Origin of the sequence: Cohnella sp. GCM10027633, assembly GCF_042675445.1 — a bacterium.
Lineage (GTDB): Bacteria > Bacillota > Bacilli > Paenibacillales > Paenibacillaceae > Cohnella.
This window is the reverse complement of the sequence record NZ_JBHTGV010000007.1, coordinates 244,002-268,573: the sequence shown is the minus strand read 5'-3', so window position 1 is coordinate 268,573 and position 24,572 is coordinate 244,002. Positions and strand designations below refer to the sequence as shown.

Below are 24,572 nucleotides of genomic sequence, written 5' to 3'. Positions count from 1 at the left end.
AAAATGGCACAATCAGAAAATCGCGCATAGATTATTCGCTCCCGTGGCACCCGTCGGCGCCGATCCATGCGTTCCGGAACGTCGTATCCCTAAGTATTGCCGGGATTCGAATCTATAAACCTATCAATTTTCATTCGCCATAAACCGATGATATATTACATGACATCTAGGCGCAGGAGGCCATCTATGAGCATTCGCAATAAATTAATTGCCGCATTCGCCATCCTCTCTCTGTTACTCTTCTCCCTCGCCCTGGTCACCCAGCTGTACTTGGCGCATTCGCGGGACGCCCATACGGAGACGATCGAAGACACCGAGCTGCGTTACTTGTTGAAAGACCTGCAATTCCAATTCGTCGGCATATCGAACGACGAGCGCGGCTACCTCCTGCTCGGCTCCGAAGAATACGCCCAAGCGATCGTCGACAAAGACAAGGCGATTCGCGAGGACATCGCAACGATTAAAGCCAACCCCTCGCTTAACGAGAGCGACCAAGCGATCGTCGATAAAATCGAGCAACTGTATGCGGACTATTACGAGCAAAGCGCTAAAGTATCCGCGCTCATGGGCGCGGGCAACGCCGCGGAAGCCCAGATGTTCCACTTCAACGAAGAACGGCAAGCCCGCAAGAAGCTGGACTTGGAAGCCGCGCGGCTCGTGGACGATTTGACCGCGGAGATCGCCGGCGACCAAGTCGTCCGGCGTACGGAAGACAAAGAGCAGCAGTGGCTCATGTACGGCTTGTTCATCGCGGGGGCCCTCCTGTCCGCAATCGTCGCGTTCTATATTATCCGGTCCATCATGAAGCCGCTTAGGACGATCGATCGTCAGATGAAGGACATCGCCTCCGGCCACGGCGACTTGAGCCGAGACATCGTCGTCCGTTCCCGGGACGAATTCGGCGACTTGGCCGACACGTTCAACCGGATGGTTCGCAACCTTCGCGGCATTCTCGGCCAAGCGCAAGACACCGCCATCCAAGTCGCCGCTTCGTCGCAGCAATTGACCGCCAGCGCCGAGCAGACGACGCGCGCGACGGAGCAGATCGTCGAGGCGACGAACCGGATCGCGACCAGCTCTACGAACGAGCAGCACAATGTCGCCGAAGCGGTCGCTGCCGTACAGCGAATATCCGACGGCATCTACGAAGTATCGTCGTCCAACGAAGAAGTATCTCGCCTCGCGCAGTCTGCTTCCGACGCTTCGGCGGAAGGCGCGCGTTCCGTGCGCGAGGTGCTCGTGGACATGCAAGCGCTCGACGAGACGGTGCAGCAAGCGGCGCTCGTCATTCAGTCGCTCGGCAACCGCTCGCAGGAAATCCAAGGCATCGCGGCCACGATCACGGCGCTTGCTTACCGGACCAACTTGCTGTCCTTGAACGCGGGCATCGAAGCGGCCCGCGCGGGAGAGCACGGCAGAGGCTTCGCCGTCGTCGCCCATGAGATCCGCAAGCTTGCCGAGGAATCGCGCAAGTCCGCCGAGCAGATCGGCGCGCTCATTCAGGACATCGTGTCGGATACTTCCCACGCGGTCCACGCGATGCATGCCGGGACGGAGAAGGTTGCCCATAGCTTGACGAAGACGGATACGGTCGACCGGGCGCTGCACGCGATCGACGAGCATGTCGGTGCCGTTACCGTCCGCGTCGGGCAAACCGCGATGACGACGCACCAGCTCGCGGCTTCGAGCAAGCAGATCGTCGCCTTGATGGAGGAAGTCGCCGATGCGGGCAACGAGGTCACCGCCGCCTGCCAGAACAACTCCGCGACGACCGAAGAACAGCTCGCTACGATGGAGGAGATCTCCTCGTCGTCTCAATCCCTATCCAAGCTCGCCGAGGATTTGAACGGCGTGCTGTCTAGATTCAAACTGCAATAGAGGTATAGGGATGACAAATAAGGCAAAGCGCGTCGGCGCTTTGCCTTTTGTTGCATATAGTCGAATTCAATAGCGTTATCTTATAACGCTACACTGTAGATTCTCAGAACCGCACACCAATAGCGTTACCACATAACGTTACACAGACAAAACCCGGAACCACGCCGAAATAGCGCTACCACATAACGTTACACCGACGAAATCCGGTTCCGCGACGCATTAGCGCTATCTCGTAACGCTACTCCGCCCTGTCACTCCGCGCGAACCGCCATCACGTGCCTGTCGATGCCCGCGTAGTCTTTGACGAAGTAGACGTCGCTCCACGCCGCCGCTTCGCGCAGCATCGCCGCTACGTCTTCCGCCTGGCCCATACCGACTTCCCATGCGACGATGCGCGGCAGCCGCCGCAGCGACGAGAGCTGGCGAGACATCGCGCGATACGGGTTCAACCCGTCCTCGCCTCCGTCGAGCGCCAGATGCGGCTCGTGCGCGCGCACTTCCCGCTGCAAGCCCGGAATGTCCGCCGACGGAATATACGGCGGGTTCGACACCAGCACGTCGATCGGCGGATAATCGGCCGCGCCGTCACCCGTGAACGGCGACAACAAGTCGCCTTGCACGAACGCCACCCGTTCCGCCACGCCAAGTCGCGCCGCATTCCCCCGCGCCATCGCCAGCGCGTCCGGCGACAGATCGGACGCGATTACGCGCCACGCCGGCCGCTCCGCCGCGAGCGTCACCGCAAGCGCCCCGCTGCCGGTACCGACGTCCAAGACGACCGGCACAGGCATCGCCACGCCCTCGCCGCCAATTGGCCATAACCGATCGCTCGCCGTCAGCACCGCCTCCGCGAGCAGCTCCGTCTCGGGGCGCGGCACGAGCACCGCCGGCGATACCTCGAAGCGCCGCCCGTAGAAGTATTGCTCCCCGACGATATACTGAACCGGCTCGCCCGCCGACTTGCGCGCCAGCATCCTATCCCACGCCTCGCGCTTCCCTGCAGGGAAGCTCTCCCGCCAATCCCGCAGCAGCTCCGCCTTGCCCATCCCGAGCAAATAAAGAAGAAGAAGCTCCGCGTCCGCGTCAGCTTCTTCCGCTCCGGCTTGCCGCAAGCGATCGGCGCCAAGGCGCAAAACCGCGCCTAACGTCCAATCCTTCGCATCGCTCACGTCCGATATGCCTCCAACCTTCATGCTTCGCTCTAGCTCTTGCCGGCGTCCACGCTTCTAGCCCGCTTGTACGCTTAGCCCATGTTCTCGCGTTCTAGAATTTCCGCCTGCTCGGCGAGGGTCAACGCCTGGACGATCTCGGTCATGTCGCCGTTCAGCACGTAATCGAGCTTATGCAGCGTCAACCCGATCCGGTGGTCCGTCACCCGGCTTTGCGGGAAATTGTACGTGCGAATCCGCTCGCTGCGGTCGCCCGTGCCGATCTTCTCGCGGCGTTCGCCGGACACCTTCGCTTCTTCTTCTTGGCGCTTGACGTCGTAGATGCGAGTCCGAAGCACTTGAAGCGCCTTGTCTTTGTTATCGTTCTGCGACTTGCCGTCCTGGCACGTCGCGACGATGCCCGTCGGCACGTGGGTCACGCGAACCGCCGACTTCGTCGTGTTGACCGACTGGCCGCCCGCTCCGCTGGAGCAGAACGTGTCGACGCGAATGTCCTTGTCGTGGATGACGATGTCGATCTCTTCCGCTTCCGGCATGACGACGACCGTGGACGTCGACGTATGGATGCGTCCGCCCGACTCCGTCTCCGGCACGCGCTGCACGCGGTGCGCGCCGCTCTCGTACTTCATCATGCGGTAAGCGGCCGCGCCGCTGATCGAGAAGATGACTTCCTTGAAGCCTCCGAGATCGCTCACGCTCGCTTCGAGCATCTCCGTCCGCCAGCCTTGGCTGTCCGCGAACTTCGCGTACATCCGGTACAGCTCCGCCGCGAACAGGTTTGCTTCCTCGCCCCCGGCCGCACCGCGAATCTCGACGATGATGTCTTTGCCGTCGTTCGGATCCTTCGGCAGCAGCAGCACGCGCACGAGCTCCTCGAGTTCGGTTCGACGGGCGTTCAGCTCCTCGAGCTCGAGCTTCACCATCTCGCGCATCTCGTCGTCGAGCTTCTCCTCCTGCATCGCCTTCGCGTCTTGCAGTTGCTCGAGCACTTGCTTGTATTCTTCGTAAGCGCGGTACGCTTCCTCCAGCCCGGATTGCTCCTTCGCGTAAGTGCGCAGCCTCGCCGTATCGCTTACTACGTCGGGATCGCTTAATAATTCGTTCAGCTTCTCGTATCGATCCGCCAACACTTGCAGACGGTCCAGCACTTCTCCTCAACCTCCGTTACTCGCTAAAAAAACATGATGTCTCTATTATAGCACACTGAGGCGATTCCGCGAGAAGGCGATGACTGCCAAGGTCGTTCACCCCGTCGTCCGGTACACTTCCCGGATCGCGTCCTCGATGTCCGGCTCCTGCACGCTAAGGTCCCGGATCGGCAGCTTGCCCGACAGATCCGCGATCAGATCCGCCGCCGTAATGCCCGCCTTCTCGAATTGGTACCATACTTTGAGCCCGTCCTGCTTCACGACCTTCGCCTTCGCATGCTCCGGCGCTCGCACCTCCTCGGACAGCTCGATGACGAGCAGGCGATTCGGAGCCAGCTTGCCCACGATCGCGTCCAGCGGACCGTCCTCCACGATCTTCCCGTGGTTGACGACGAGCAGTCTCGAGCACAGCTGCTCGACGTCGTCCAGATCGTGCGTCGTCAGCACGACGGTCATCTTGCGCTCGCGGTTCATCGTCAGGATGAAGCGGCGGATCGCGTGCTTCGCGTCGGCGTCCAAGCCGATCGTCGGCTCGTCGAGGAACAGCACGGACGGCTCGTGGATCATCGACGCCGCGAGATCGCCTCGCATCCGTTGCCCGAGCGACAGCTGGCGCACCGGCGTGTCGATGAAGTCCTGGATGCGCAGCACGTCGTTCAGGATGTCGAGCGTCTCCTTGAACCGCTTGTCCTCGATCCGATAGATCCGTTTAAGCAATTCGAAAGTCTCTCCTAGCCGCAAGTCCCAATACAGCTGCGTGCGTTGGCCGAACACGACGCCGAGCTGACGTACGACGGCTTTGCGCTCCCGCTGCGGCGACAAGCCGCACACGCGGATGCTGCCCTCCGTCGGATGCAGGATGCCCGTCAGCATCTTGATCGTCGTGCTCTTGCCGGCGCCGTTCGGCCCGATGTAGCCGACGATGTCCCCCTGCTCGATATCGAACGATAACCCGTCCACTCCGCGCACGATATGCTTGTCCGGCATGATCAAGCTGCGCAGCGCGCCTCCTAGCCCCGTTTTTTTGCGTACGACGACGAATTCCTTGACCAAGTCCTTCACTTCGATGATCGCCATCTATGGTTGCCCCCTTAAGATCCCGCGCTCTCGTATCTGCGTAGCCCTAACCGGAAAATCGCATAAGCGACCGACATGCACAGGACGCCCGCGACGGGGGTCCAGATCGCCATGCCGAGCGGCAATTCCAACGATGCCGTCTTGCCGAGGAAACTCTCCGCCGGGTAGAAGCTGATGAACCCGATCGGGAACAGGAACGTAAGCGCCGCCTGCACGGCATGCGGATACAGCGTCAGCGGATACATCGTCGTGCGCTCCAGCGTCGCGACCGACATACCGATCAAGTTGCGGCTTCGCTTCGTCCAGAACGCGACCGACCCGACGATCGTATACAGGCCGCCGCGAATGAACAAGCCGCCGATGACGACGAGCACCAGCTTCGCGATATTGTCCGGCGCCCAACTGAAGTCGACCGCGTGCGCCGCGTACAGGAAGATGACGACGCCCGGGATGAGATCGATGAGACCGATGAAGTTGAAGTATCCCGTCACGAATTGGAAGAACACGTTCATCGGACGCAGCAGCAGCCTGTCGAACTCGCCCCGGATGACCGCGAATTCGGTGCCCCACGTCGGAATGAAGAAGACGACGACGAGACCGTGGCTTAGCAGCCCGAGCCCGTACAGGAACGCCAAGTCCTCGAACCCCCAGCCCGCGAGCGGCTGGAAGCGGTCGACGATAATGCGAAGCATCCAGATGCCCGCGAAATATTGCGTCGGAATCATGAGCAGCCAGCTGATGAGAAACAGCGGATACTCCAACTGCCTTTGAATCGCCAGCTTGGCGTAATAGCCGAATACGGTGCAATAGTGCCTGACCCCGTTCATCTTCGCCTCATCCTCCCTGCACCATGACTTTGCTCCGCGCGCGCTTCCAGATCAAGGCGAGGAGCGCCGCGAGCAACGCGATCCACGCCGCCTGCACGCCCATCGACCGCAGCGCTTCGGCAGGCTTCGTCATGCCGATGTAGATGCTGATCGGGAGCTGGTACGTGTACTGGAACGGCAGCCATTCCGATACTTTCTGCAGCCCCGCGGGGAAGAACCAGAGCGGAACCAAGCTGCCGGACAGCACCCGGACGACGGCGTCCTTCACCATGCCGAGGTTGCCGAGCTCCGCCACCCAGAACGCCACGAGCCCGACCATCGCGCTCATGAGCCAGAGGATCATGAAGCTGAGCAGGCAGCTTGCCGCGAACAAACCCGCCGCGGCAGGGCTGTCCGGCATCGGGAACCCGAATAGCAGCGCCGCCATCAGGACGAGCGGGATCGCCTTGTTCACGAGCGAGCTGACCATGCTGCCCAAGTCTTCGGAGAAGTAGATGCCGAGCAGATTGAGCGGCCGCATGAAGTCGAGCGCGATGTTCCCTTCGCGCACTTGGCTGTATATCGTGTTCTGCACGCCGGTGCTGAACACCGCGGCCATCAGGACGGAGACGACCGTGTAGGTGATCATGCCGTCCAGCCCGACGACGGAAGCGCCCGTTCCGAGCGCGTCGCTGCCGTAAGCAGCCTTCCAGATGTAGACCGACGCCGCGAGCATGATGACGTCTCCGACCATGCCGACCCAGACGTCGAAGCGATAGGCTATGGCCGTCAGCATGCGCATCTTGATTAAGTAACCGTAAGCTTTCATGTCCCCGCCCCAACTCCATCCGACGCGTTATCGCGATATAAGGGATAAATTGGATTTTACGATAGCAGATATTGTAAGGTTCGTCACGATAAATTTATATAGAGGCGCCGGGGGTTGCTGCAACGCAAACAGGGACCGCCCGCAACGTCCATCCTTAGATGACGTTGCGAACGGTCCCTGCATCTGATTCGTAGGGATCTTGGCTATAAGATTATCTGCGCGGGTAGTAGCCTAGCAGCTTCTTCGAGTCTTGATCGAACACGAGCACGAGCGGTCCGATCAGTTCGTCGCGGTCCGTATTGTACGTTACCGTGAGTACGTTGCCGCCGGCAGCCTTCACCGCGTCGTACAGCTTCTTCTGCTCTTCGTCTCCGCCGAAGACCGGAGCGTCCTTCGCGGGCACGGATTCGACCTTCGCTTCGTCTTGCTTCGTCGTGACGTGCGGTTTCTCGTCCGCGGAGATCAGCGACCAAGCGAGATCGCGGAATTCCTTCTGCGTGGCCGGAGCAACCGACGTTTGGTCCGCTTTAAGCACGACGAGGTAGTGCAGCGGGCTTTGCGGCGGCAAGCTCTTCGTCATGATCGGACCGTAGTACGCGCGCACCTTCGTGCCCGCCTTCAGGTCTTCCCAAGCGACCGATTGACCTTGAGAATCGAGCACGGACGTTTCTTTGCCGGCGTTCAGCACGATCGTCGTCGTTGTCGTTCCGTCCTTCGTCTCTCCGAAGCTGACTTGCCAGCCGTCGTCCGTCTTCTCGACCTTCTGGATCGTCGACTCTTGGACGAGCGAATCGGCTTGCACCTGAATCGATGCAGCGTGCGACTGTCCCGGGAAGCTAAGCGCCATGATCGGTCCGAATTCGGCGGTGATCCGCTGGCCGGCCTTCAGGTCTTTGGCCGCGAACGGCTTGCCTTCCGCGTCGGTCAGCTCGGTGTCGGGATCCGCGTAGAGGATGACCCAGCTATGAGGGCCTTTGCCGAGCACTTCGAGTCGATATTGGCCGTCGTCGGTCTTCGTCACGTCTACGATGACGCCCATCGTGCGCATGTACTCGACCTCTTCCTCGTCGTCGATTTCGTTGAGCACGATGCCGTTGTTCTTATAGTCGAGCTCGTAGCCGAGCGTCGGCGCCGCGTCGCGAATCGGTAAGTACGCTTTACCGTTGATGAATACGGGCTGGAGCGACGTCGCTTCGCCGTTGATCGTAACCGAGACGTCCTTCCGCAGGAATCCGCTGATCTTGTCCGACATGCCCTTCGCGCCGACGGCCGCCGTCGTTCCGAGTATGCCTACCGCCGTCAACACGAGTATCGCTTTCTTCTTGTTCATGATGTTTCTCCTTCCGCATCCGTAATGAGATTGCGTCGATGTGAAGCGCCTTTGGCTTATGCTTCCACCCCCACAGACGCGCTAGCCGTCCGTAAGGTTGCAGGGCCCCGGCGAAAATAAAAAACGCCTGGCGAGCGCGCCAAGCGGTAATCCACCGTATTGTTATTGCCGCAATTCCTTCGGGAACACGGCATCAAGATCGATCGACAAGCACGAAATCGTCGGAGAGACCAGTCTATCGCCTTCCGTCCAAGTCGCCGCGAGCTTGTAGCGAGCCTCCCGCAGCACGAATTGATCGACGGTGCGGTAGATCGGATCGGCCAGCCAATATTCCTTGACGCCGAACCGCTCGTACGTCGTCTTCTTGATCGTCTTGTCCCGTCGGGCCGTGCTATCGGACAAAATCTCGACGACGAGATCCGGCGCGCCGAAGACGAATCCGTCGCGAATAATGTCGAGTCTCGCGCGCGCGATATAAATGACGTCCGGCTGGAAGATGTTGTCCTCGTCCAGATGCACGTCGAGCGGCCCGAGCATGATCTCGCCTTCTTGCGCGCACGAATCGTGAAACGCCAAACAAAAATTCGTCAACATCTTCTGATGCGCATACTTAGGCGAAGAAAGAAAATCATAACGGACGCCTCCTATGATCTCGTAACGCTCGTCGATCATCGCATATCTTTCCTGCTCTTCTTTCACCTTCGAGAGCCGTTCTGGGGGTTTCGCGCGTTCCGTCATCGTTACCGCTCCTTTCGTTGCGCCGCAACGGAAAACACCCCGCAAAGGAAACACAGGAGACGTGTTTGACTTTGCGGGGTGCTTCCCTGCCGTTATTTTCCCTAATTATGGACAATCGTCGCAATTGTGTCAAGTCATTATATGCTTATCCGATTATACGTTGAACAAGAAGTGCATGACGTCTCCGTCGGCGACGACGTACTCCTTGCCTTCCAAGCGCACGAGACCTTTTTCCTTCGCGGCTTTCATCGAGCCGTTCGCAACCAAGTCGTCGGTGCTGACGACTTCGGCGCGGATGAAGCCGCGTTCGAAGTCGGAGTGGATGACGCCCGCCGCTCCCGGCGCCTTCGTGCCTTTGCGGATCGTCCAGGCGCGAACCTCTTGAACGCCTGCCGTGAAATACGTGTACAGCCCGAGCAGCTTGTAAGAAGCGCGAATGAGGCGATCGAGGCCCGACTCGGTCAAGCCTAGCTCCTCGAAGAACATCTCCTTGTCTTCGCCCTCGAGCTCCGCGATCTCCGATTCGACCTTCGCGCTGATGTGCACGACTTCGGAGCCTTCGGCCGCCGCGAACTCGCGCACGCGCTGCACGTACGGGTTGCCGTCCGCGTTCGCCGCGTCGGCTTCGCTCACGTTCGCCGCGTACAGGACCGGCTTCATCGTCAGCAGATGCATGTCGCGAACGAGCAGCTTCTCTTCCGCCGACAGCTCGACGCTTCTCGCCGGCTTCTCGGCATGCAGCGCGGCATGGATGCGCTCGAGCGCTTCCATCTCCTGCACGACCTTCTTGTCGCCGCCCTTGAGGTTCTTGCGGGTACGATCGATCCGCTTGTCGACGGACTCGATATCGGTCAAGATCAGCTCGAGGTTGATAACCTCGATGTCGTTGATCGGGTCGATCTTGCCCGCGACGTGCGTAATGTTCTCGTCCTGGAAGCAGCGCACGACGTGAACGATCGCGTCCACCTCGCGGATATTGGCGAGGAACTTGTTGCCCAACCCTTCTCCGCGGCTCGCGCCCTTCACGAGGCCCGCGATGTCCACGAACTCGTAAGCGGTCGGAACGATCCGGTTCGGGTTGACGATCTCCGCCAGCTTCTGCAGGCGCTCGTCCGGCACCTCGACGACGCCGACGTTCGGATCGATGGTGCAGAACGGGTAGTTAGCGGATTCCGCGCCCGCTTGCGTAATTGCGTTGAATAAGGTCGACTTCCCGACGTTGGGAAGCCCGACGATTCCGCACGACAATGCCATGTACGTTAACACTCCTGACTTCTTGCGGCCATCGCGGACGCCAATCGTCCATGGGCCGTCAAGCTGTTCAATTCTCACGCCATTATACAAGAACGGCGGCTTAACGTCCACAGAAGACGGCCGGGCGGCGTTACTCCTCCTCGTTCAAGCCGAGCGGATCGTCTCCGAGTTCCTTGTCGATCTGGTCGGGATCAAGCGCTCCCTTCGCCTCCTCGGGGAGGACCACGGCGCCCGACTTGTTGATCTCGTCGTAAGAGCCCTCCATCGTCGTCTCGACGGTCGTCCGCTTTCCCTCCTCGAGCTCCAGCGACAGCCCGCTCTCGATCCGATAGGACAGCGGCCAGTGAGCCGATGTATCCAGGGTGACCGATACTTGCAGCTTGCTTACGTTCATGCTGTTCTTCAACCGCTCGTCCAAGTCCGTATCCGTCAAGCCGAGCGTGCTCTGGAGCAGCTTCATCGAATACGTCTTCGCCTCCGCTTCCGTTCCTTCGTAGCGAACCGTCCGGGTTCCGTTCCCTTCCTCCAGCGTCGCCTGTCCAGCCAAGCCGAGAAGCTCTTCCACCGCCTTGCCCGGATCGGCTTGGAAGTCGGATAGCGTCTTCGTATTGTCCGCCGCGGTCGCCGCCGACAGCTTGCTCCATTCCTCGTACTCCGGCACGTACATATAGTAGCCTTCCGGCACGATAACCGTCCGGACGTCGGACGACTCGCCGCCGATCGTCGTATGGATCGTCTGGTCCAGCTTCAGCGGCTCGCGTTCGGCCATGCCCTTCATGGCGACTTTGACGTCTTCCGTCTTGTCGGAAGTCACCTTCTGGTCCATATGGATATCGAAAGCGTACTTCTTGAATTGCCCGGCGGCGATTCGGGCTTCGTCGAGCGCCTCGGCGGCGGGCGTCCGTCGCTTCGCGGCCGGCGGCTGGTCCTCGACAGCATTGCCGCCGCACGCCGACAGGAGCAAGGCGATCGCGACGAGCGCCGGCGAAGCGACTCGGACGATCCGGATGGAGAACCTATGCATGTTCTACGATTCCTCCTCGATAGATAAAATGCTCGAATTACCTCACCCTTCGCGGATAACGGGCTTCGGGAGTGCGCACAATGACGACAGGAAGGAGGCTGATCAAGACGATGGAGAACAAATCGCATAAAGGCAACTACAAAGGCACGACGAACATGAAAGCTCGCAATCAAGACATGGCGTTCGTCAACGACACGTTGGAGAATACGAAGTCGGTCGCCCCCGTGCCGCAAGCGCAAAAAGAAACAGACTAAGCCGCTTACGGCCTAGTCTGTCCTCCCGGGCGCCCGGTCTATCCCTTGCGGTCGGCGTCTCGAACTTCGCCGATCGCGCGGGAGCTTCGCGTCACGAGCTAAACCATTCGTTTTTCCTCACCCATGCGTCGTTATCGTAGCCTCTCTGTTCCCAATACCCGATATGCGCCTTGTCGATCAACTCGATCCGGTCAAGCCACTTGACCGACTTATAGGCATACATGCCCGGCACGATCAGCCTCACCGGTCCGCCGTAGTCGCGATGGATCGGCTTCCCGTCGTGCAGCAAGGCGACCAGCACGTCGTCCATGCTCGCTTGCTCGAGCGACAACGCGTCGGTATAGACCCCGTCCCCGGAATAGAACTTCACGAACTTCGCCCCCGGCTTAACTCCCGCTAGCTTGAGCAGCTCCGATAGCCGAATGCCTTCCCATGTGTTGTCGTACACCGACCAGCCCGTCACGCAGTGAAAGTCGCTCACCTGAACCGTCCGCGCGATCGCCAGGAACTGCTCCCAATTCCACGTCGCCGGTCGATCGACCAGACCGTCCAGCCTGAACGTCCACGTCGCCGAGTCGAACGTCGGCAGCTTCGTCACCGTGTACATCTGAAACTGTCCTCTCGCGCCCCCGCCGATGACGTTAACCGAATCGGGCAGCGGCACAGGCTCGGGCAGCATCGCGTTCGCGTCCGGCATCGCGGCTTCGTCGACGCCGGGCAGTCCGCCGCCTCCCGTCCCGACCTGCCGGGACAGCCACCGCGCGAACGGCGGCGCGAAGGCGACGGTCAACGCCGCCCCGACGGTCAGCTTCAGGAACTGTCTGCGGGTCATCCACTGCGCGGGCGCGGGCTGCGACGCGGCCGCGGGATCTTCCCGCGACCAGCCGATCGGCCGGGCTGTCGGCGCCTCGGCCGGCCCGACGTCCTCAACCGGCGCCGCCGGCTCCGCGCCAGCCGTCGCCGATCTTCGCCCGGGCTGCTTCATCCAGCGGAGACGGGTAACGGAATGGTAGATCAGATAGGGTACCCCGAACCACGTGAATAGATCGTGGACGACAAGAGCGGCATTGGCCCACGACGGGGGAAAATGACGAAGCTGCCACAGCACGATGCCGGACAACAGCCAGCCGACGAGCAGCGCGATGACGAACGCAAGATTGCCCTTCTGCTTCGGTCGGCTTCGAAGCTGCTTCAAATGGCGTTTCATTAACGGAAGATAGAGAAGGACGAGTATTCCGGTAACCAGACCGAGCGCGATATGAAGCTGCTTGATCGGCTGCCTCGCATGGCCGTCGAGCCATCCGCGCACGGGCTCCCAGAACAGGAGCACGCCGGATACGGTCAGGATAACGACGATCCAAGCGTTCCATCGGTGCAATTCCGCGAGCTGCTTGCCGAAGCCCGGCTTCTTTCGGTTCATGCCATCGCCTCCATCGGGACGTTGCGGATGCGGTTCGTTTGAACATATTATAACATACCACCAAGTCTTGGAAGCCAATGCCGGCGCGCGATGCCGGGAATTACAAAAAAAAATTCCAGCCGATTTTCCGCGGAACATCTTGGCTTAATCTGCGTCTAACGTTGTACTTACACGCAAGGAGGTCATTCATGATGCGCAAGTTGGCACCGCTATTGCTCGCGGCTGTTCTCGCGCTTGTCACGGCCGGCTGCGGCTCGTCTTCGAATAACGACGGCGCGAACGCGCCAAGCGCGATCCCGGAGTCGTCCGCTCCTTCTTCCCAGCCATCCGCTACGGCTTCCCATAGCAGCGAACCGTCGGCCGGTTCCGCCGGCGACAATACCGCGCAACCTTCCGGAAGCTCCGAGCAAGCGTTGAAGGACGCTGCATCGACGATCGTCGAGCTGCTGCGCGACCGCGACCTCGGCACGTTATCGGATTGGGTCGACCCCGGGCAAGGGTTAAGATTCTCCCCGTATTCGCACATCGATACGGCAGGAAGCCAGCTGTTCCAAGCCGACAAGCTCCCGGACTTCAAAGATACGGCGAAGCTGCAATGGGGAACCGCCGACGGCAGCGGCGAACCGATCCTGCTTACGTTCCGCGACTATTACGAGAAGTACGTGTACAATCAAGACTTCGCCGACGCGCCCAACGTAAGCGTGAATGCTCTCGTAGGCCAAGGCACCACTGCCTTCAACGCCGCCGAAGTCTATCCGGGCTCGTCTTACGTCGAATTCCACTTCCCGGGCTTCGACGAGAAGGCCGAAGGAATGGATTGGCAAAGCCTCGTGCTCGTCTTCGTACCCGCGGGCGAGGAATGGAAGCTCGTCTCCGTCGTTCACGGACAATGGACGATCTGACGCGGTTCGACGACGCAACGAACAACGAAGGCCTCTACCGCTCGCGCGGCAGAGGCCTTCGTCTTTGCGTAACGGATTATGCGGCGACGACCTGCTTCGCGCCGCTCCGCTCCTTGCGATAGGAGAGGAAGAAGAACGTGAACGTAAGCGCCGAGAACAGGACCGCCACGATCGCCAGAACGCCCGCGTTGTTCCACAGCTCCGCGTAGTCGCCCGTGGAGATGACCGCCTTGAAGCCCGCGATCGCGTACGTCATCGGCAGCCATGCGCTGACGTTCTGCAGCCAATCGGGAAGCATCTCGAGCGGGAACGTGCCTCCCGAGCTCGTCAGTTGGAAGATGAGCAGCATGATCGCCAGGAATCTGCCGGGATTGCCCATCGTCGAGACGAACAAGTGAATGATGCTCATGAACGTCACGCTCGTTACGATGCTAAGCAGGACGAACAGCGGCACGCTGCGTACTTCGAGCCCGATGCCGTACAGCAGGACGGCGTCGGCGATCAGCGCTTGGAACGTACCGATTACGATTAGCGTCATCGCCTTGCCGGCGAACCAGCTCCAGGCGCTCTTCGGCGCGATCGCCGGCTCTTTCACCGAATAGACGACCGTCAGCAACAGCGCGCCGACGAATAAGCCGAGCGACAGGAAGTACGGCGCGAAGCCGGTGCCGTAGTTGGCGACTTCCGTCGTCTTGACGACGTCCAGGCTAACCGGATCGGCGAACATATCGGCCACGCTATCGGCGTTCGCGTCGCTCAGCCCCGACGTTTGCTTCGCGGCGTCGCTCAGCTTATCCGACAGTCGGCCGGAGCCGTCGGCGAGCTTAACGAGCCCGCTGGCCATCTCCGACGCGCCTTGATCGAGCCGTTCCGATCCGTCCGCGATCGACCGGAACCGCGCGGACAGCTCCGACAGTCCGCCGTTCAATTGCGTCGCCCCTGCGTGCAATTGCTTCGCTCCGGACGCAAGCTTGTCGCCGCCGACGGCCGCTTCGCTCAGCTTATCGCCGAACGCCGTCTCGCCGGACGCTAGCCGCTGGGTCCCGGCGACGAGCGCATCGGCACCGTCCGCCAGCCGTTGCTGCCCCGCTTGCGCTTCGACCGCGCCGGCCGCCAGCTGCTTGCCGGCCGCGAGAAGCTGCCGGAAGCTCGCGTCTTCGGCGAGCTCGGGCTGCGCCTCGGCCAGCCGCTCAAGCCCCGCCGACAACGCGGCGGCGCCGTCCTTCAGCTTGGCCGCGCCGGCCGCGGAAGCATCCAGCCCTTCGGCGAGCGCGGCGGCGCCTTGATCGAGACCTTCCGCGCCCGCCTCCAATTGCCCCTGCGCTTCGGTCAGCCGCGCCAATCCGCTCGCCAGCGCGCCTGCGCCGCCCTGCAGATCAGCGGCGCCGGCATCCATCGCTACGGCGCCCGAAGCGAGCTTATCGATGCCTTGCCGCATCGATTCGGACCCCGACGCGAGCTTATGCAGGTTCGCCTGCAACGCGGCCGCGCCGTCTTTCGCGTTGGCGGCGCCCGCCGCCAGTTCGCCCGCCCCGTCGCTCGCGTCGCCGAGCCCGTCGGCGAGCGTCGACATCGTATCCAGCACCGTATGGGCGTAGGCTTTCGTGACTTCCTGGCTCAGCTCCGTCTTCATGCGGTCGACGGCGTTGTTTCCGATCTGCGAAGCGAGGAAGTTGCTCCCTTCGTTCTTCAAGAAGACGATTTCCGCCGGCGTCGGATGATCGGACGTCAGCGTCGCCGTCTTCTCCGAGAAGTCGGCCGGAATTTCGATCGCCATATAGTACGTATGATCGCCGAGCCCTCTATCCGCTTCGTCCCGATCGACGAAGTGCCATTCGAAGCTGGCGTTGCCCTTCAGCTCCTCCGCGAAATCTTGTCCGATATGGATCGGTTCGCCCTCCGCTACCGCTCCGGCGTCCGCGTTCACGACCGCCACGGGCAGCTGGTCCATTTTACCGTACGGATCCCAGAACGCGCCGAGGAACATGCCGCTGTACATGACGGGTATCATGATCACCGCCGCGACCGGAATGAGCGTCTTCGGATTGCGGACGATCGTCGCGACTTCTCCGATAAATTGCTTGAATCCTTTCATTGTCTCCACCATCCTGACTGACTATTTTGTTCATTTGGTCATTTATTGCGATAGAAAAACGGTTCGCATCCGCCCTTGCCCGTAAGGGCTCGAACAATACGACCGTCTATTATCGTTACGCGCGCATCACGCCTTCGCCGCTATGCCTTCCATTAGGTACAGCCGGAACAGCTCGGTCATCTGCGTCTTGCTTAGCGGTTCGTGCGACTTCTGCCAGTCCGTCGCGAGCGCGAGATACAGCTTGAGCATCACGAACGCCGTCACGGCCGGATCGCACGGCTTCAATTCGCCCTTCTCCACGGCGGCTTGAACTTTCGCCTGAATATACCCTTGCAGCGCTCGTTCAATGCGATCGAGGCCTTCGCTCGCCTTCGGAGTGTTCATGTCGCGCACTTCCTGCGCCATCTTCACCGCCAGCTGATGCTTCTCGCGGTAGTCGAGCAGGCGGGTCAAGATTCGGCTCAGGTTATCGAAGAACGGCCGGGCCGCGTCGTATTCCTCGTCCGCTACCCGCTTCATGTCCCGAATGAGCGCGTTCATGATCTCGTCGAACAGCTCCTCCTTCGTCGCGAAGAACGTATAGATCGTTCCCTTCCCGACATTGGCGAGCTTCGCCACTTGATCCATCGTCGTCGCCTTGTATCCGTATAGCGCGAACGATTGCGCAGCCGCGTCCACGATCAGCTTGCGACGGTCGATCGACATTCGATTGCGCCTCCTTTGGCCTTAAATGACTAAATTTCATTTTCGGTCACTCGGTCATAACCTCATCATACTCCCGGAATGCTCCCTTTGCAACCGCATTGTGATCCCGGAATAAGAAAAAACTGCCGCATCCGCGACAGTTCTTCCCCTTGCTATTCCGTTACGTCCGCGGACGCTTACAGCTGACCTTGAATCTTCGCTTGCAGAGCGGCCTTCGATTGCAGACCGACGAGCTTGTCGACCGGTTGGCCGTCCTTGAACAGGATCAGCGTAGGAATGCTCATGACGCCGAATTGGCTTGCGAGCTCAGGCTCTTCGTCGACGTTCACTTTCGCGATCGTTGCCGTGCCTTGCAGCTCGGTTGCCAGCTCTTCTACGATCGGAAGCTGCATTTTGCAAGGTCCGCACCAAGGGGCCCAGAAGTCCAGAAGGGAAACGCCTTGAGATACGGTGTCTTTGAAGTTGTCTTTCGTAATTACGACTGCCATGGTTCATCTCTCCTTATCGATCTATCTGAATGGATTAAAGCCTAATGTCGTAGACCGGGCACGTCTATCTTCGCCCGTTGCATCCGACTTCCTTCTCGAGCCTAAGCTTTCGCCTTGGCTTCGATTCGGGACAGCATCTGCGCGATCGTGATCGATTCGAGGTACGACGCCAACACTTGATCCGCTCCGCAAAATACCGCGTTCATGACGTCCCGCATGTTGGAGCCGACGACGCAATCCATCTCCGGATCGCCGCTGCACCAGCTCGGCGCAAGCGATCCCGCCGCAAGCGCGCGGTACACGCTGGAGAGCGTTACGTCTTCGGGCTTGGCGACGAGCTTGTAGCCGCCTCCCGAGCCTTCGCGCGTCTCGACGAAGCCGCTCTTGCGAAGACAGCTCATCACTTTGCGCACGCGGACCGGGTTCGTGCAGACGTTCGTCGCGATCTCCTCGCTGGAAGCCATGCCGTCGGGACGATAGGCGAGCAGCGTCAGACCGTGGACAGCAATGACGAATTCACTGTTCATCGTTGTAACGCCTCCCCTGTCGATACTGTAATAATATCAGTTACAGTTGGAGGTGTCAAGCGGCGCGGACGCCCAGATGTATTATACCCGTCGGCGCCTTCTAGAAATCAATATGGTCCGGATCCGCGCCGAACCGACGATTCTCGTTGAGCGCGTCGATGCGGACGACGTCTTCCGGCTCGAGAGCGAAATCGTACAGCTCCGCGTTCTCGCGTATGCGCTCCGGCCGCACCGACTTCGGGATCGTGACGACGCCGAGCTGCAGGTGCCAGCGCAGGACGATCTGGGCGGGCGTCTTGCCGTACTTGGCCGCCAACTCCGTCAACAGAGGGATGTCCAATCTCCCCTGCATGAGCGGACGCCACGATTCCAGTTGAATGCCTTCCTTGCGGCAGAACGCCAGCAGCTTCTTCTGCGTGAGCAGCGGATGCAGCTCGACCTGGTTCACCATCGGCTTGATGCGGCACGTATTCATCAAGTCCTCCAAGTGGTGGATCAGGAAGTTGCTCACTCCGATCGCCCGGACTTTGCCCTGCTCGTACAAGTGTTCGAGCGCGCGATACGTCTCTTTGTACTTGCCGGCGACCGGCCAATGCACGAGGAACAAGTCCACGTAGTCCATCTCCAGCCTTCGCAGACTCTCATGGAACGAAGCGACGGTCGTGTCGTACCCCTGCTCGCTGTTCCATACCTTCGTCGTGACGAAGACGTCCTCCCGGGCAATGCCGGACGCCCGGATCGCCCTTCCTACGTCCGCTTCGTTCCGGTATAGCGATGCGGTATCGACGCTTCGGTATCCCGCCTCCAGAGCGGCGAGTACCGCTTGTCCCGTCTGCTCGCCGGGCTCGGTCCGCCATACCCCCAAGCCGAGCCTCGGCATCTCTACGCCGTTCAATAACTCGGCCTTCGAATCGATCGTCAACTTCATTCGTCTTTCCTCCTTCGATAGCGCGCCGGCCAAGACATATTCCCTTATTCTAACACCCGAGCCTGCGAAGCGCACATTGACATCGTCCGGTTGTCTGCCATACTAAGAGGACAACAGTTCGCTTAAGAGGTGATTCCGATGAAAATCGATGTTTACTCCGATATGGTGTGTCCGTGGTGCCGCATCGGCAAGAAGAACATGAACGACGCGATCGAAGCATGGGCGCAGGCGACCGGCGAGACGATCGACGTGAATTACCACGCGTTCCAGCTCGATTCTACGCTCCCCCCGGAAGGCCTGCCTTTCAACAGCGTCATGGAGAAGAAGTTCGGCGGCGCCGAACGGATGCGCCCGATGCTGGAGCGCGTCACGGACGCGGGCGCGCAAGTCGGCGTCACGTTCAAGTTCGATAACGTTAGCCGGATGCCGAACACGGTGCTCTCGCACCGCGTGACTTCGCTGCTTGAGGAAGCCGGCCAAGCGCATTGGGTCGAAGCCGTCATGAAAGCCTACTTCGAGGACGGCAAGGACATCGCCCGCGAAGACGTCTTGCTCGAGATCGCGCGCGAGGAGCTCGGCGTCGACACCGACGAGTTGAAGAAGCTGCTCGATGCCGGCGAAGGCTCGGAAGCGGTCGCGCAAGATCAGCAGACGGCGCAGAACATCGGCATCAGCGGCGTGCCGTTCTTCATTCTGGACGGCAAGTACGCGCTGTCCGGCGCGTATCCGTCGAAGCAATTCCTGGAGGCGTTCCAGAAGATCAAGCAAGGGTAACGCAGCGACTTCCTTCCGTCCTACCCGTCGCGGGATGTATTCGGTTTTTCAGTTCTATTTTCGTCGATCAGCTAGTTTGCGCGGGATGTATTCGAATTTTCAGTTATATTTCTTGCGTTTAGCTAGTTTGTGCGGTATGTATTCGATTTTTCAGTTATATTATCGGCGATCGGTTATCCGGCGCGGAATGTATGTGATTTTTCAGTTACATTTGCGACGCTTTCGACGATCCCCGCATGCTTCGTATGCAAACAGCCCCGGCGCGACTCTCGCACCGGGGCTGTTTCTTTATTTACATGAATCCGTTCAACAACAAGCCGCTTGGCGCGAAAGGCATCGCATACGCCGCGGGCGCTTGGAACATCGAAGTCTGATACTGCAGAAATTGCTGCAGGCCCTGCGCCTTCGCGTTCATTAAGCTGCTCGCAGGAACTTGGTTGAATCGCTGGGCCATCGACGACAAGCGATCTGCCAGACCGCCGATCGCTTTCGAAGCGCGCTCGCCGTCCGTGCTCAAGCTCTTCCGGAATTGCTGCTCGTCCAGCTTCAGCGTGCCGTCGCCGTTGCGTCGAATGCCGATGTCCCCGTAGGCGGAAGAGCTCGCGATCGTATCGAGGCTTCTAAGTATCGAAGAATGCAGATATCCGCTCGCGGCATCGCCGCGTTCATGCATCGCATTGAAGCTCGACAACAATTGCTTCACTTGCTTCGTCGCTTGGTCGGCGTCCGGACGAACCTCGATCGTCACTTCCTCCGTCGTCGGCGCGAGAAGCGTCGCTTTGACCTTGCCCTTCTCCAGCTCGACCTCGTTCGACTGCGACGATTGCGCCGCTCCGCCGTTCACGCTGTACGATGCGTTGGACGCTTCCGTCGTCGCGGTTCCGATTCCGGTCGCGGCGACCGCGTTGCCGGAGACGTCCTCGATCTCGAACTTCGCGTCCGTGCCCGTCTTGTCGCTCTTCAGCTCCAGCTTCCGCCGTCCGGTCGCTTCATCCGTCGCGATACTGGCCGTGACGCCCGTCTTCGCCTCGTTGATCGCGTCCTTCAGCTTCGTCAACGCCCGATCGTTCGAATCCGTAGACGAGACGAATGCCGATACCGTCGTCGACTTGCCGCCGATCGTGATCTTGAATCGGTTCGTTCCTTCGCTCGCCGCGGAAGCATCGGTACGGGCCAACCACGATCCACCGTTCGTCTGGGATGTCGCCAGCGCGCTCGCCTTCACCTCGTAGCTCTTGGCTGAAGCGCCGGCGACGGCCGACGCCGTAACTTTCTTCGCGTCCGTAGTCGTCGCGGCTCGCGCATGCAGACCGGAATCATCCTTGCCCAGCAAGCTCTTCGCCGCGGCCTGCACGTCCTGCGCGGCTTTCAGGAAGCCGGCGATGCCGGTGGCCGCGGACTTTACGAACCGCTCGTACGGGTTGTTGATCGCCAACGGCTGTCTGGCGAACGGCTGCCGATAACTAGCCGGCTTATCGTAAATAGGCGGGAAAGCCGTCGGTCTGACGGCGTATGTTCGGTAGATCGCGTCGATCGTAATCGGCATTTCTCATCGCCCCTTCGCTCGTGGTAAATATTTCATACTAAAATATACCATTTTGCGACAAGCTTTTCAATGCCCCGCCGTTACGCCCCGCTCTTGTCGACGATAGCCCGTGCGATCCAGACGCCGGCCGCGCCCGCTTGCGCCAAGCCGCGCGTGACGCCCGCTCCGTCGCCGCCGCAGTAGAGTCCGGCGATCTCGGTCTCTAGCGTGTCGCTCAGCTTCGGGCGCGCCGAATAGAACTTCGCCTCGACGCCGTAGAACAACGTGTGCTCGGACGCGATGCCCGGCGTCACCTTGTCGAGCGCCTCGACCATCTCGATCAAGCTCTTCATCGTGTTATACGGCAGCACTAGACCGAGATCCCCCGGTACCGCTTCGCCGAGCGTAGGCTCGATGAACCCTTCCTTGATCCGCCCTTCGGTCGATCTGCGACCGCGAAGAATATCGCCGAACTTCTGCACGATGACCCCGCCGTTCGAGAGATCGTTCGCCCGCTTGCAAATTTCTCTCGCGTATTCGTTCGGCTTGTCGAACGGATCGGTGAACTTGTGCGAGACGAGCAACGCGAAGTTCGTGTTCGGAGAACCGAGCGCCGGATCCTTGAACGCGTGACCGTTCGCCGCCATGACGCCGCTATGGTTCTCGACGACGACGTGGCCGGACGGGTTGCTGCAGAACGTGCGCACCCGGGTACCCACGGACGTATTGTAGACGAACTTCCCTTCGTACAGATGCTCGTTGATTTCCCGCATGACGACGTCCGACGTCTCGACCCTCACGCCGACGTCGACTTGATTGTTCACCATCCTTAGGCGGCGCTTCTTGAGCACCTCGGTCAGCCACGCCGACCCGTCGCGGCCCGGCGAGACGACGACCCGATCCGCCTCGATCTCCTCGCCGTTCTTCAGGACGATGCCGCGAACGCGATGCGCGCCGTCTTCCTTGACGGTCAGCAGGTCCGCGACCTCCGTCTTGAACCGCATCTCGATCCGGCCGTCCAAGTAATCCGCGATCGACTTCAAGATCTCCAAGTTCTGCTCGGTGCCGAGATGGCGCACTTGCGCGCGCAGCAGCTTCAGACCCGCCGCGAACCCGCGATGCTCGATGCTCTTCACGACGTCCGTCGTCGGATCGGTGACGTGAAGCGTCGCGCCGTGCTCTATATTGATGCTATCCACGTATTGGATCAGTCCGAGCACCTGGGACGGAGGCAAGTAATCCGTCAACCAGCCGCCGAACTCCGTCGTGATGTTGAATTTTCCGTCGCTGTAAGCGCCCGCGCCTCCGAAACCGGCCGTAATCGAGCAAGCGGGCAGGCAGCCGGCGAACTCTTTTTTGCCTGCCGGCGGCGGGCAGAGCTCGATCTTGTTCTCGAGAATCGGACAATGCCGGCGGCGAATCTCGTGACCCTTATCCACGAGCAGCACCTTGAGCCCGGGCGCCTTCCTCGTCAGCTCGTAACACGTGAAGATGCCCGCCGGACCCGCGCCGACCACGATAACGTCGTAAGCTTTCACTCGTTCGTCTCCTCTCGTATGCCCCAAGCCCGGCCCGAAACGCAAAAAAATTCCCGACCGGCGAAGGGTGTGGTTCTCCCACATCCTTCGTAGTCGGGAATTATCGGTTCCCGGTAGAAACCCGCGGCCCGTATCGCCGAGGATATACGAATGGACGATCTAGTCGTATGTCGTTGCGACCCGTTCGGCCGCCCCTACGTAGATTATCGCATTCCACCGTACATGTCAACGCATATCAGCCCAATCGTTCGTAATTATTGACTAAATATCAGCAAGTATATCTATACGCCAACATAATCTTGTCCAATTCCGAACGTTAACCCGTTTCCGCCAATCTTACGTCCACCGTTACTTGAAGCGTCTGATCACCTGTTCCGCGGTAGATGCCTTTGACGGGCACGATGTCCATGTAGTCTCTTCCGTGGCCGAGCTTCACGTAGCGCCAGTCGATCAGGTTGTTGTTCGTCGGATCGATGCCTTGCCAGCCTACGCCCGGCACGTACACCTCGACCCATGCGTGCGATGCTTGCTCGAAGTCGGCGTCGCGCCCTTGCAGATCGCCCACGAAGTGATAGCCGCTCACGTAGCGCGCCGGCACGCCTCTAAGCCTGCACACCGAGAGAAGCAGATGGGCGAAGTCCTGGCAGACGCCGGAGCCGATGCCGATCAGCTCGCCCGCCGTCGTATGCACGCCCGTCGACAGCGGCTTGTATTCGAAATCGCCGAAGATCGCGCCCGCCGCATTCCGGACGAAGCCGAACACGCCCGCCTCTTCCCCGCGAATGCGCGACGCGTATTCCTCCACGCTCGGATCGAACGTAGCGAATCCCGTCGGCAGCAAATATTCGGCGTTCCGGTCGATGAAATCGACGCTGCGCACTCTTTTCCAAGATTCCTCGGGGCCCCATGCCGCCTTCCAGAGCACGTCGCGGTCGCGCGTCACGACGGTCGAGTGCGCCGTAATGACCAACTCCCGATGCGGGTGGTTCGCCGTGAACGAATGGACGCGATTGCCGAAGTAATCCTCGTACGACAACAGCTGCACGTTGGGATCGACGACGAGTCGGTGCTGATAGCACGCTTGCCTCTCGTCGGTTCTCGGGGTGAGCCTAATTTCATTGACACTGTCCGTTACCGAAGAAGCGTAACGATATCTCGTGACGTGGCAAATGTCCAGCTTCATGCGATAACCTCCCGGTTGGGGGAAAAAAAGTACTTCGCCACCGACTCCCCGAGCTGCCTGCTCGTGGACATCAGTTGCTCCAGCACGTCTCCCAGCGAATCCAAGTCGATCTCGTTACGGTCGATCCACCCGAGCTCCGAACGGGCCTTGCCCGCCATTCGAATGACGCGCTCCAGGCCTGCGCCCGACTTGTCGGACTGGCCGCGCATCGACTTCAAGTGCTGCTCGAACGACGCGACGGAGAACTGTACCGAACGCGGGAACGTCTCCTGCAGGAGCAGGAAGCGCGCGACGCCCTCCATGCTGAATTCCTCGTTATCGAGCTTGCGGTAGGCTTCGTATCCGCCCGCCGACTTCAATACCGCCATCGTGAAGGCGTACGATGATTCCCGTTGTTCGGGCACCCGTTCCGATACGGACTTGAGCAGCCGAAGCACGTTCTCCGAACGCTCCAGATACCTGCCGCTCTCCATCATGTGCCACGATTCATCGCGCAGCGTAATCGACACCGCCGTGCCTTGGAACGCCGCGAGCCCCTCCTTCACCCGCTGGAAGAAGCGGTGCGGCGATTGCCGGATCACCTCGTCGACTTGCACGCTCTTCAACCACAAGTAGAAGCCGTTCATCAGGTTCCACAGTTCGGCGGGCAATTGCTCGCGTATCTTCTTCATGTTGTCCCGCGCCTGAACGATACACGTCAACAGGGAGTTGGACTGCGTCGGATCGAGCGTCAGGAAATGGAGCACGTCCCTCTCTTCGTATGCGCCGTACCGCTCCTCGTAGCTCGCGCTGTCCCCGAGCGTGCTCGCGATGCGCCGCCATACCGTCTCGTCTTCCCTCGTGCTGTCTTCCCGCAAGTGGTAATACACGTCCAGCAGCCTTGCATGATTCTCGGCCCGTTCCGTGTATCTCCCGATCCAAAACAAAGATTCCGCGATTCGATCCAGCATAGGAGCACCTCCTTCATATAGATGTCGGCG

The 24,572-nt window shown here is 60.2% G+C and carries 23 protein-coding genes and 1 riboswitch; of the genes, 4 read left to right on the top strand and 19 right to left on the bottom strand.

Going from position 1 to position 24,572, the window contains the following annotated elements; genetic code table 11:
• Positions 1–186: 186 nt before the first annotated feature.
• Positions 187–1,878: a methyl-accepting chemotaxis protein gene (locus ACFQZG_RS17890; protein WP_378154919.1), complete on the top strand. Its 1,692-nt coding sequence runs from the start codon at positions 187–189 to the stop codon at positions 1,876–1,878.
• 251 nt (positions 1,879–2,129) lie between these two features.
• Here ACFQZG_RS17890 and prmC read toward each other — a convergent pair whose 3' ends face one another.
• The 9 genes from prmC to ACFQZG_RS17845 all read right to left on the bottom strand — a co-directional run bounded on the left by prmC (position 2,130) and on the right by ACFQZG_RS17845 (position 11,253).
• The gene (gene prmC / locus ACFQZG_RS17885) at positions 2,130–3,047 is read right to left on the bottom strand and encodes a peptide chain release factor N(5)-glutamine methyltransferase (protein WP_378154917.1); all 918 of its coding nucleotides are present in this window, start codon (positions 3,045–3,047) and stop codon (positions 2,130–2,132) included.
• A 74-nt stretch (positions 3,048–3,121) separates the two neighbouring features.
• A complete protein-coding gene (prfA, locus tag ACFQZG_RS17880) occupies positions 3,122–4,195 on the bottom strand; it encodes a peptide chain release factor 1 (RefSeq protein WP_378154915.1) in 1,074 nt (357 codons plus the stop codon).
• Positions 4,196–4,291: 96 nt separating this feature from the next.
• Complete coding sequence (locus ACFQZG_RS17875; RefSeq protein WP_378154914.1) at positions 4,292–5,272, bottom strand: ABC transporter ATP-binding protein; 981 nt, start codon at positions 5,270–5,272, stop codon at positions 4,292–4,294.
• A 14-nt stretch (positions 5,273–5,286) separates the two neighbouring features.
• Positions 5,287–6,099 (bottom strand): ABC transporter permease, encoded by an 813-nt coding sequence (locus tag ACFQZG_RS17870; RefSeq protein WP_378154912.1) that lies wholly within the window; start codon positions 6,097–6,099, stop codon positions 5,287–5,289.
• A 7-nt stretch (positions 6,100–6,106) separates the two neighbouring features.
• Positions 6,107–6,907, bottom strand: a complete 801-nt coding sequence (locus ACFQZG_RS17865; protein WP_378154910.1) for an ABC transporter permease — start codon at positions 6,905–6,907, stop codon at positions 6,107–6,109.
• Positions 6,908–7,118: 211 nt separating this feature from the next.
• Positions 7,119–8,237, bottom strand: coding sequence for a stalk domain-containing protein (locus ACFQZG_RS17860; protein ID WP_378154908.1), 1,119 nt, complete (start codon positions 8,235–8,237; stop codon positions 7,119–7,121).
• A gap of 162 nt (positions 8,238–8,399) precedes the next feature.
• Positions 8,400–8,975, bottom strand: a complete 576-nt coding sequence (locus ACFQZG_RS17855; protein WP_378154906.1) for a Uma2 family endonuclease — start codon at positions 8,973–8,975, stop codon at positions 8,400–8,402.
• Positions 8,976–9,128: 153 nt separating this feature from the next.
• Positions 9,129–10,229 (bottom strand): redox-regulated ATPase YchF, encoded by a 1,101-nt coding sequence (gene ychF / locus ACFQZG_RS17850; protein WP_378154904.1) that lies wholly within the window; start codon positions 10,227–10,229, stop codon positions 9,129–9,131.
• A gap of 130 nt (positions 10,230–10,359) precedes the next feature.
• Positions 10,360–11,253, bottom strand: coding sequence for a DUF6612 family protein (locus ACFQZG_RS17845; RefSeq protein WP_378154902.1), 894 nt, complete (start codon positions 11,251–11,253; stop codon positions 10,360–10,362).
• 80 nt (positions 11,254–11,333) lie between these two features.
• Here ACFQZG_RS17845 and ACFQZG_RS17840 point away from each other — a divergent pair, with 80 nt between their 5' ends.
• Positions 11,334–11,507, top strand: coding sequence for a hypothetical protein (locus tag ACFQZG_RS17840; protein ID WP_378154947.1), 174 nt, complete (start codon positions 11,334–11,336; stop codon positions 11,505–11,507).
• Between the two features lie 91 nt (positions 11,508–11,598).
• Here ACFQZG_RS17840 and ACFQZG_RS17835 read toward each other — a convergent pair whose 3' ends face one another.
• Entirely contained in the window at positions 11,599–12,927 is a 1,329-nt protein-coding gene (locus tag ACFQZG_RS17835; protein ID WP_378154901.1) for a molybdopterin-dependent oxidoreductase, read from the bottom strand.
• A gap of 188 nt (positions 12,928–13,115) precedes the next feature.
• Between ACFQZG_RS17835 and ACFQZG_RS17830 the strand changes: the two genes are divergently transcribed.
• Positions 13,116–13,829 (top strand): hypothetical protein, encoded by a 714-nt coding sequence (locus ACFQZG_RS17830; protein ID WP_378154899.1) that lies wholly within the window; start codon positions 13,116–13,118, stop codon positions 13,827–13,829.
• A 76-nt stretch (positions 13,830–13,905) separates the two neighbouring features.
• On the opposite strand, the gene ACFQZG_RS17825 is transcribed toward ACFQZG_RS17830, so the two are convergent.
• The 5 genes from ACFQZG_RS17825 to ACFQZG_RS17805 all read right to left on the bottom strand — a co-directional run bounded on the left by ACFQZG_RS17825 (position 13,906) and on the right by ACFQZG_RS17805 (position 18,572).
• A complete protein-coding gene (locus tag ACFQZG_RS17825) occupies positions 13,906–15,924 on the bottom strand; it encodes a YhgE/Pip family protein (RefSeq protein ID WP_378154898.1) in 2,019 nt (672 codons plus the stop codon).
• Between the two features lie 126 nt (positions 15,925–16,050).
• Complete coding sequence (locus ACFQZG_RS17820; protein ID WP_378154896.1) at positions 16,051–16,629, bottom strand: TetR/AcrR family transcriptional regulator; 579 nt, start codon at positions 16,627–16,629, stop codon at positions 16,051–16,053.
• A 176-nt stretch (positions 16,630–16,805) separates the two neighbouring features.
• Entirely contained in the window at positions 16,806–17,117 is a 312-nt protein-coding gene (gene trxA / locus ACFQZG_RS17815) for a thioredoxin (RefSeq protein ID WP_378154894.1), read from the bottom strand.
• A 101-nt stretch (positions 17,118–17,218) separates the two neighbouring features.
• Positions 17,219–17,644 carry an RrF2 family transcriptional regulator gene (locus tag ACFQZG_RS17810; protein WP_378154892.1) on the bottom strand — a complete coding sequence of 142 codons (426 nt, stop codon included), beginning with the start codon at positions 17,642–17,644 and terminating at the stop codon, positions 17,219–17,221.
• Positions 17,645–17,744: 100 nt separating this feature from the next.
• Positions 17,745–18,572, bottom strand: coding sequence for an aldo/keto reductase (locus ACFQZG_RS17805; protein ID WP_378154890.1), 828 nt, complete (start codon positions 18,570–18,572; stop codon positions 17,745–17,747).
• A 138-nt stretch (positions 18,573–18,710) separates the two neighbouring features.
• On the opposite strand from ACFQZG_RS17805, the gene ACFQZG_RS17800 reads away from it, so the two are divergent.
• A complete protein-coding gene (locus ACFQZG_RS17800; protein WP_378154888.1) occupies positions 18,711–19,346 on the top strand; it encodes a DsbA family oxidoreductase in 636 nt (211 codons plus the stop codon).
• A 292-nt stretch (positions 19,347–19,638) separates the two neighbouring features.
• On the opposite strand, the gene fliD is transcribed toward ACFQZG_RS17800, so the two are convergent.
• The 4 genes from fliD to ACFQZG_RS17780 all read right to left on the bottom strand — a co-directional run bounded on the left by fliD (position 19,639) and on the right by ACFQZG_RS17780 (position 24,542).
• Complete coding sequence (gene fliD / locus ACFQZG_RS17795) at positions 19,639–20,892, bottom strand: flagellar filament capping protein FliD (RefSeq protein ID WP_378154886.1); 1,254 nt, start codon at positions 20,890–20,892, stop codon at positions 19,639–19,641.
• An 80-nt stretch (positions 20,893–20,972) separates the two neighbouring features.
• Entirely contained in the window at positions 20,973–22,409 is a 1,437-nt protein-coding gene (locus ACFQZG_RS17790; RefSeq protein ID WP_378154884.1) for an NAD(P)/FAD-dependent oxidoreductase, read from the bottom strand.
• Between the two features lie 70 nt (positions 22,410–22,479).
• Positions 22,480–22,579: riboswitch (purine riboswitch) on the bottom strand.
• A 146-nt stretch (positions 22,580–22,725) separates the two neighbouring features.
• Positions 22,726–23,592, bottom strand: coding sequence for a transglutaminase family protein (locus ACFQZG_RS17785; protein ID WP_378154882.1), 867 nt, complete (start codon positions 23,590–23,592; stop codon positions 22,726–22,728).
• The gene (locus tag ACFQZG_RS17780; protein ID WP_378154880.1) at positions 23,589–24,542 is read right to left on the bottom strand and encodes an alpha-E domain-containing protein; all 954 of its coding nucleotides are present in this window, start codon (positions 24,540–24,542) and stop codon (positions 23,589–23,591) included. Before ACFQZG_RS17780 ends, ACFQZG_RS17785 begins: the two co-directional genes overlap by 4 nt.
• Positions 24,543–24,572: the final 30 nt, after the last annotated feature.

What these genes read in the sequence shown, in the direction of transcription:
- trxA (WP_378154894.1), bottom strand. Translation starts at nt 17,117, where the DNA reads ATGGCAGTCGTAATTACGAAAGACAACTTCAAAGACACCGTATCTCAA.
- ACFQZG_RS17865 (WP_378154910.1), bottom strand. Translation starts at nt 6,907, where the DNA reads ATGAAAGCTTACGGTTACTTAATCAAGATGCGCATGCTGACGGCCATA.
- ACFQZG_RS17825 (WP_378154898.1), bottom strand. Translation starts at nt 15,924, where the DNA reads ATGAAAGGATTCAAGCAATTTATCGGAGAAGTCGCGACGATCGTCCGC.
- ACFQZG_RS17805 (WP_378154890.1), bottom strand. Translation starts at nt 18,572, where the DNA reads ATGAAGTTGACGATCGATTCGAAGGCCGAGTTATTGAACGGCGTAGAG.
- ACFQZG_RS17845 (WP_378154902.1), bottom strand. Translation starts at nt 11,253, where the DNA reads ATGCATAGGTTCTCCATCCGGATCGTCCGAGTCGCTTCGCCGGCGCTC.
- ACFQZG_RS17810 (WP_378154892.1), bottom strand. Translation starts at nt 17,644, where the DNA reads ATGAACAGTGAATTCGTCATTGCTGTCCACGGTCTGACGCTGCTCGCC.
- ychF (WP_378154904.1), bottom strand. Translation starts at nt 10,229, where the DNA reads ATGGCATTGTCGTGCGGAATCGTCGGGCTTCCCAACGTCGGGAAGTCG.
- ACFQZG_RS17855 (WP_378154906.1), bottom strand. Translation starts at nt 8,975, where the DNA reads ATGACGGAACGCGCGAAACCCCCAGAACGGCTCTCGAAGGTGAAAGAA.
- ACFQZG_RS17870 (WP_378154912.1), bottom strand. Translation starts at nt 6,099, where the DNA reads ATGAACGGGGTCAGGCACTATTGCACCGTATTCGGCTATTACGCCAAG.
- ACFQZG_RS17835 (WP_378154901.1), bottom strand. Translation starts at nt 12,927, where the DNA reads ATGAACCGAAAGAAGCCGGGCTTCGGCAAGCAGCTCGCGGAATTGCAC.
- ACFQZG_RS17780 (WP_378154880.1), bottom strand. Translation starts at nt 24,542, where the DNA reads ATGCTGGATCGAATCGCGGAATCTTTGTTTTGGATCGGGAGATACACG.
- fliD (WP_378154886.1), bottom strand. Translation starts at nt 20,892, where the DNA reads ATGCCGATTACGATCGACGCGATCTACCGAACATACGCCGTCAGACCG.
- ACFQZG_RS17890 (WP_378154919.1), top strand. Translation starts at nt 187, where the DNA reads ATGAGCATTCGCAATAAATTAATTGCCGCATTCGCCATCCTCTCTCTG.
- ACFQZG_RS17800 (WP_378154888.1), top strand. Translation starts at nt 18,711, where the DNA reads ATGAAAATCGATGTTTACTCCGATATGGTGTGTCCGTGGTGCCGCATC.
- ACFQZG_RS17830 (WP_378154899.1), top strand. Translation starts at nt 13,116, where the DNA reads ATGATGCGCAAGTTGGCACCGCTATTGCTCGCGGCTGTTCTCGCGCTT.
- ACFQZG_RS17820 (WP_378154896.1), bottom strand. Translation starts at nt 16,629, where the DNA reads ATGTCGATCGACCGTCGCAAGCTGATCGTGGACGCGGCTGCGCAATCG.
- ACFQZG_RS17840 (WP_378154947.1), top strand. Translation starts at nt 11,334, where the DNA reads ATGACGACAGGAAGGAGGCTGATCAAGACGATGGAGAACAAATCGCAT.
- ACFQZG_RS17875 (WP_378154914.1), bottom strand. Translation starts at nt 5,272, where the DNA reads ATGGCGATCATCGAAGTGAAGGACTTGGTCAAGGAATTCGTCGTCGTA.
- ACFQZG_RS17860 (WP_378154908.1), bottom strand. Translation starts at nt 8,237, where the DNA reads ATGAACAAGAAGAAAGCGATACTCGTGTTGACGGCGGTAGGCATACTC.
- ACFQZG_RS17785 (WP_378154882.1), bottom strand. Translation starts at nt 23,592, where the DNA reads ATGAAGCTGGACATTTGCCACGTCACGAGATATCGTTACGCTTCTTCG.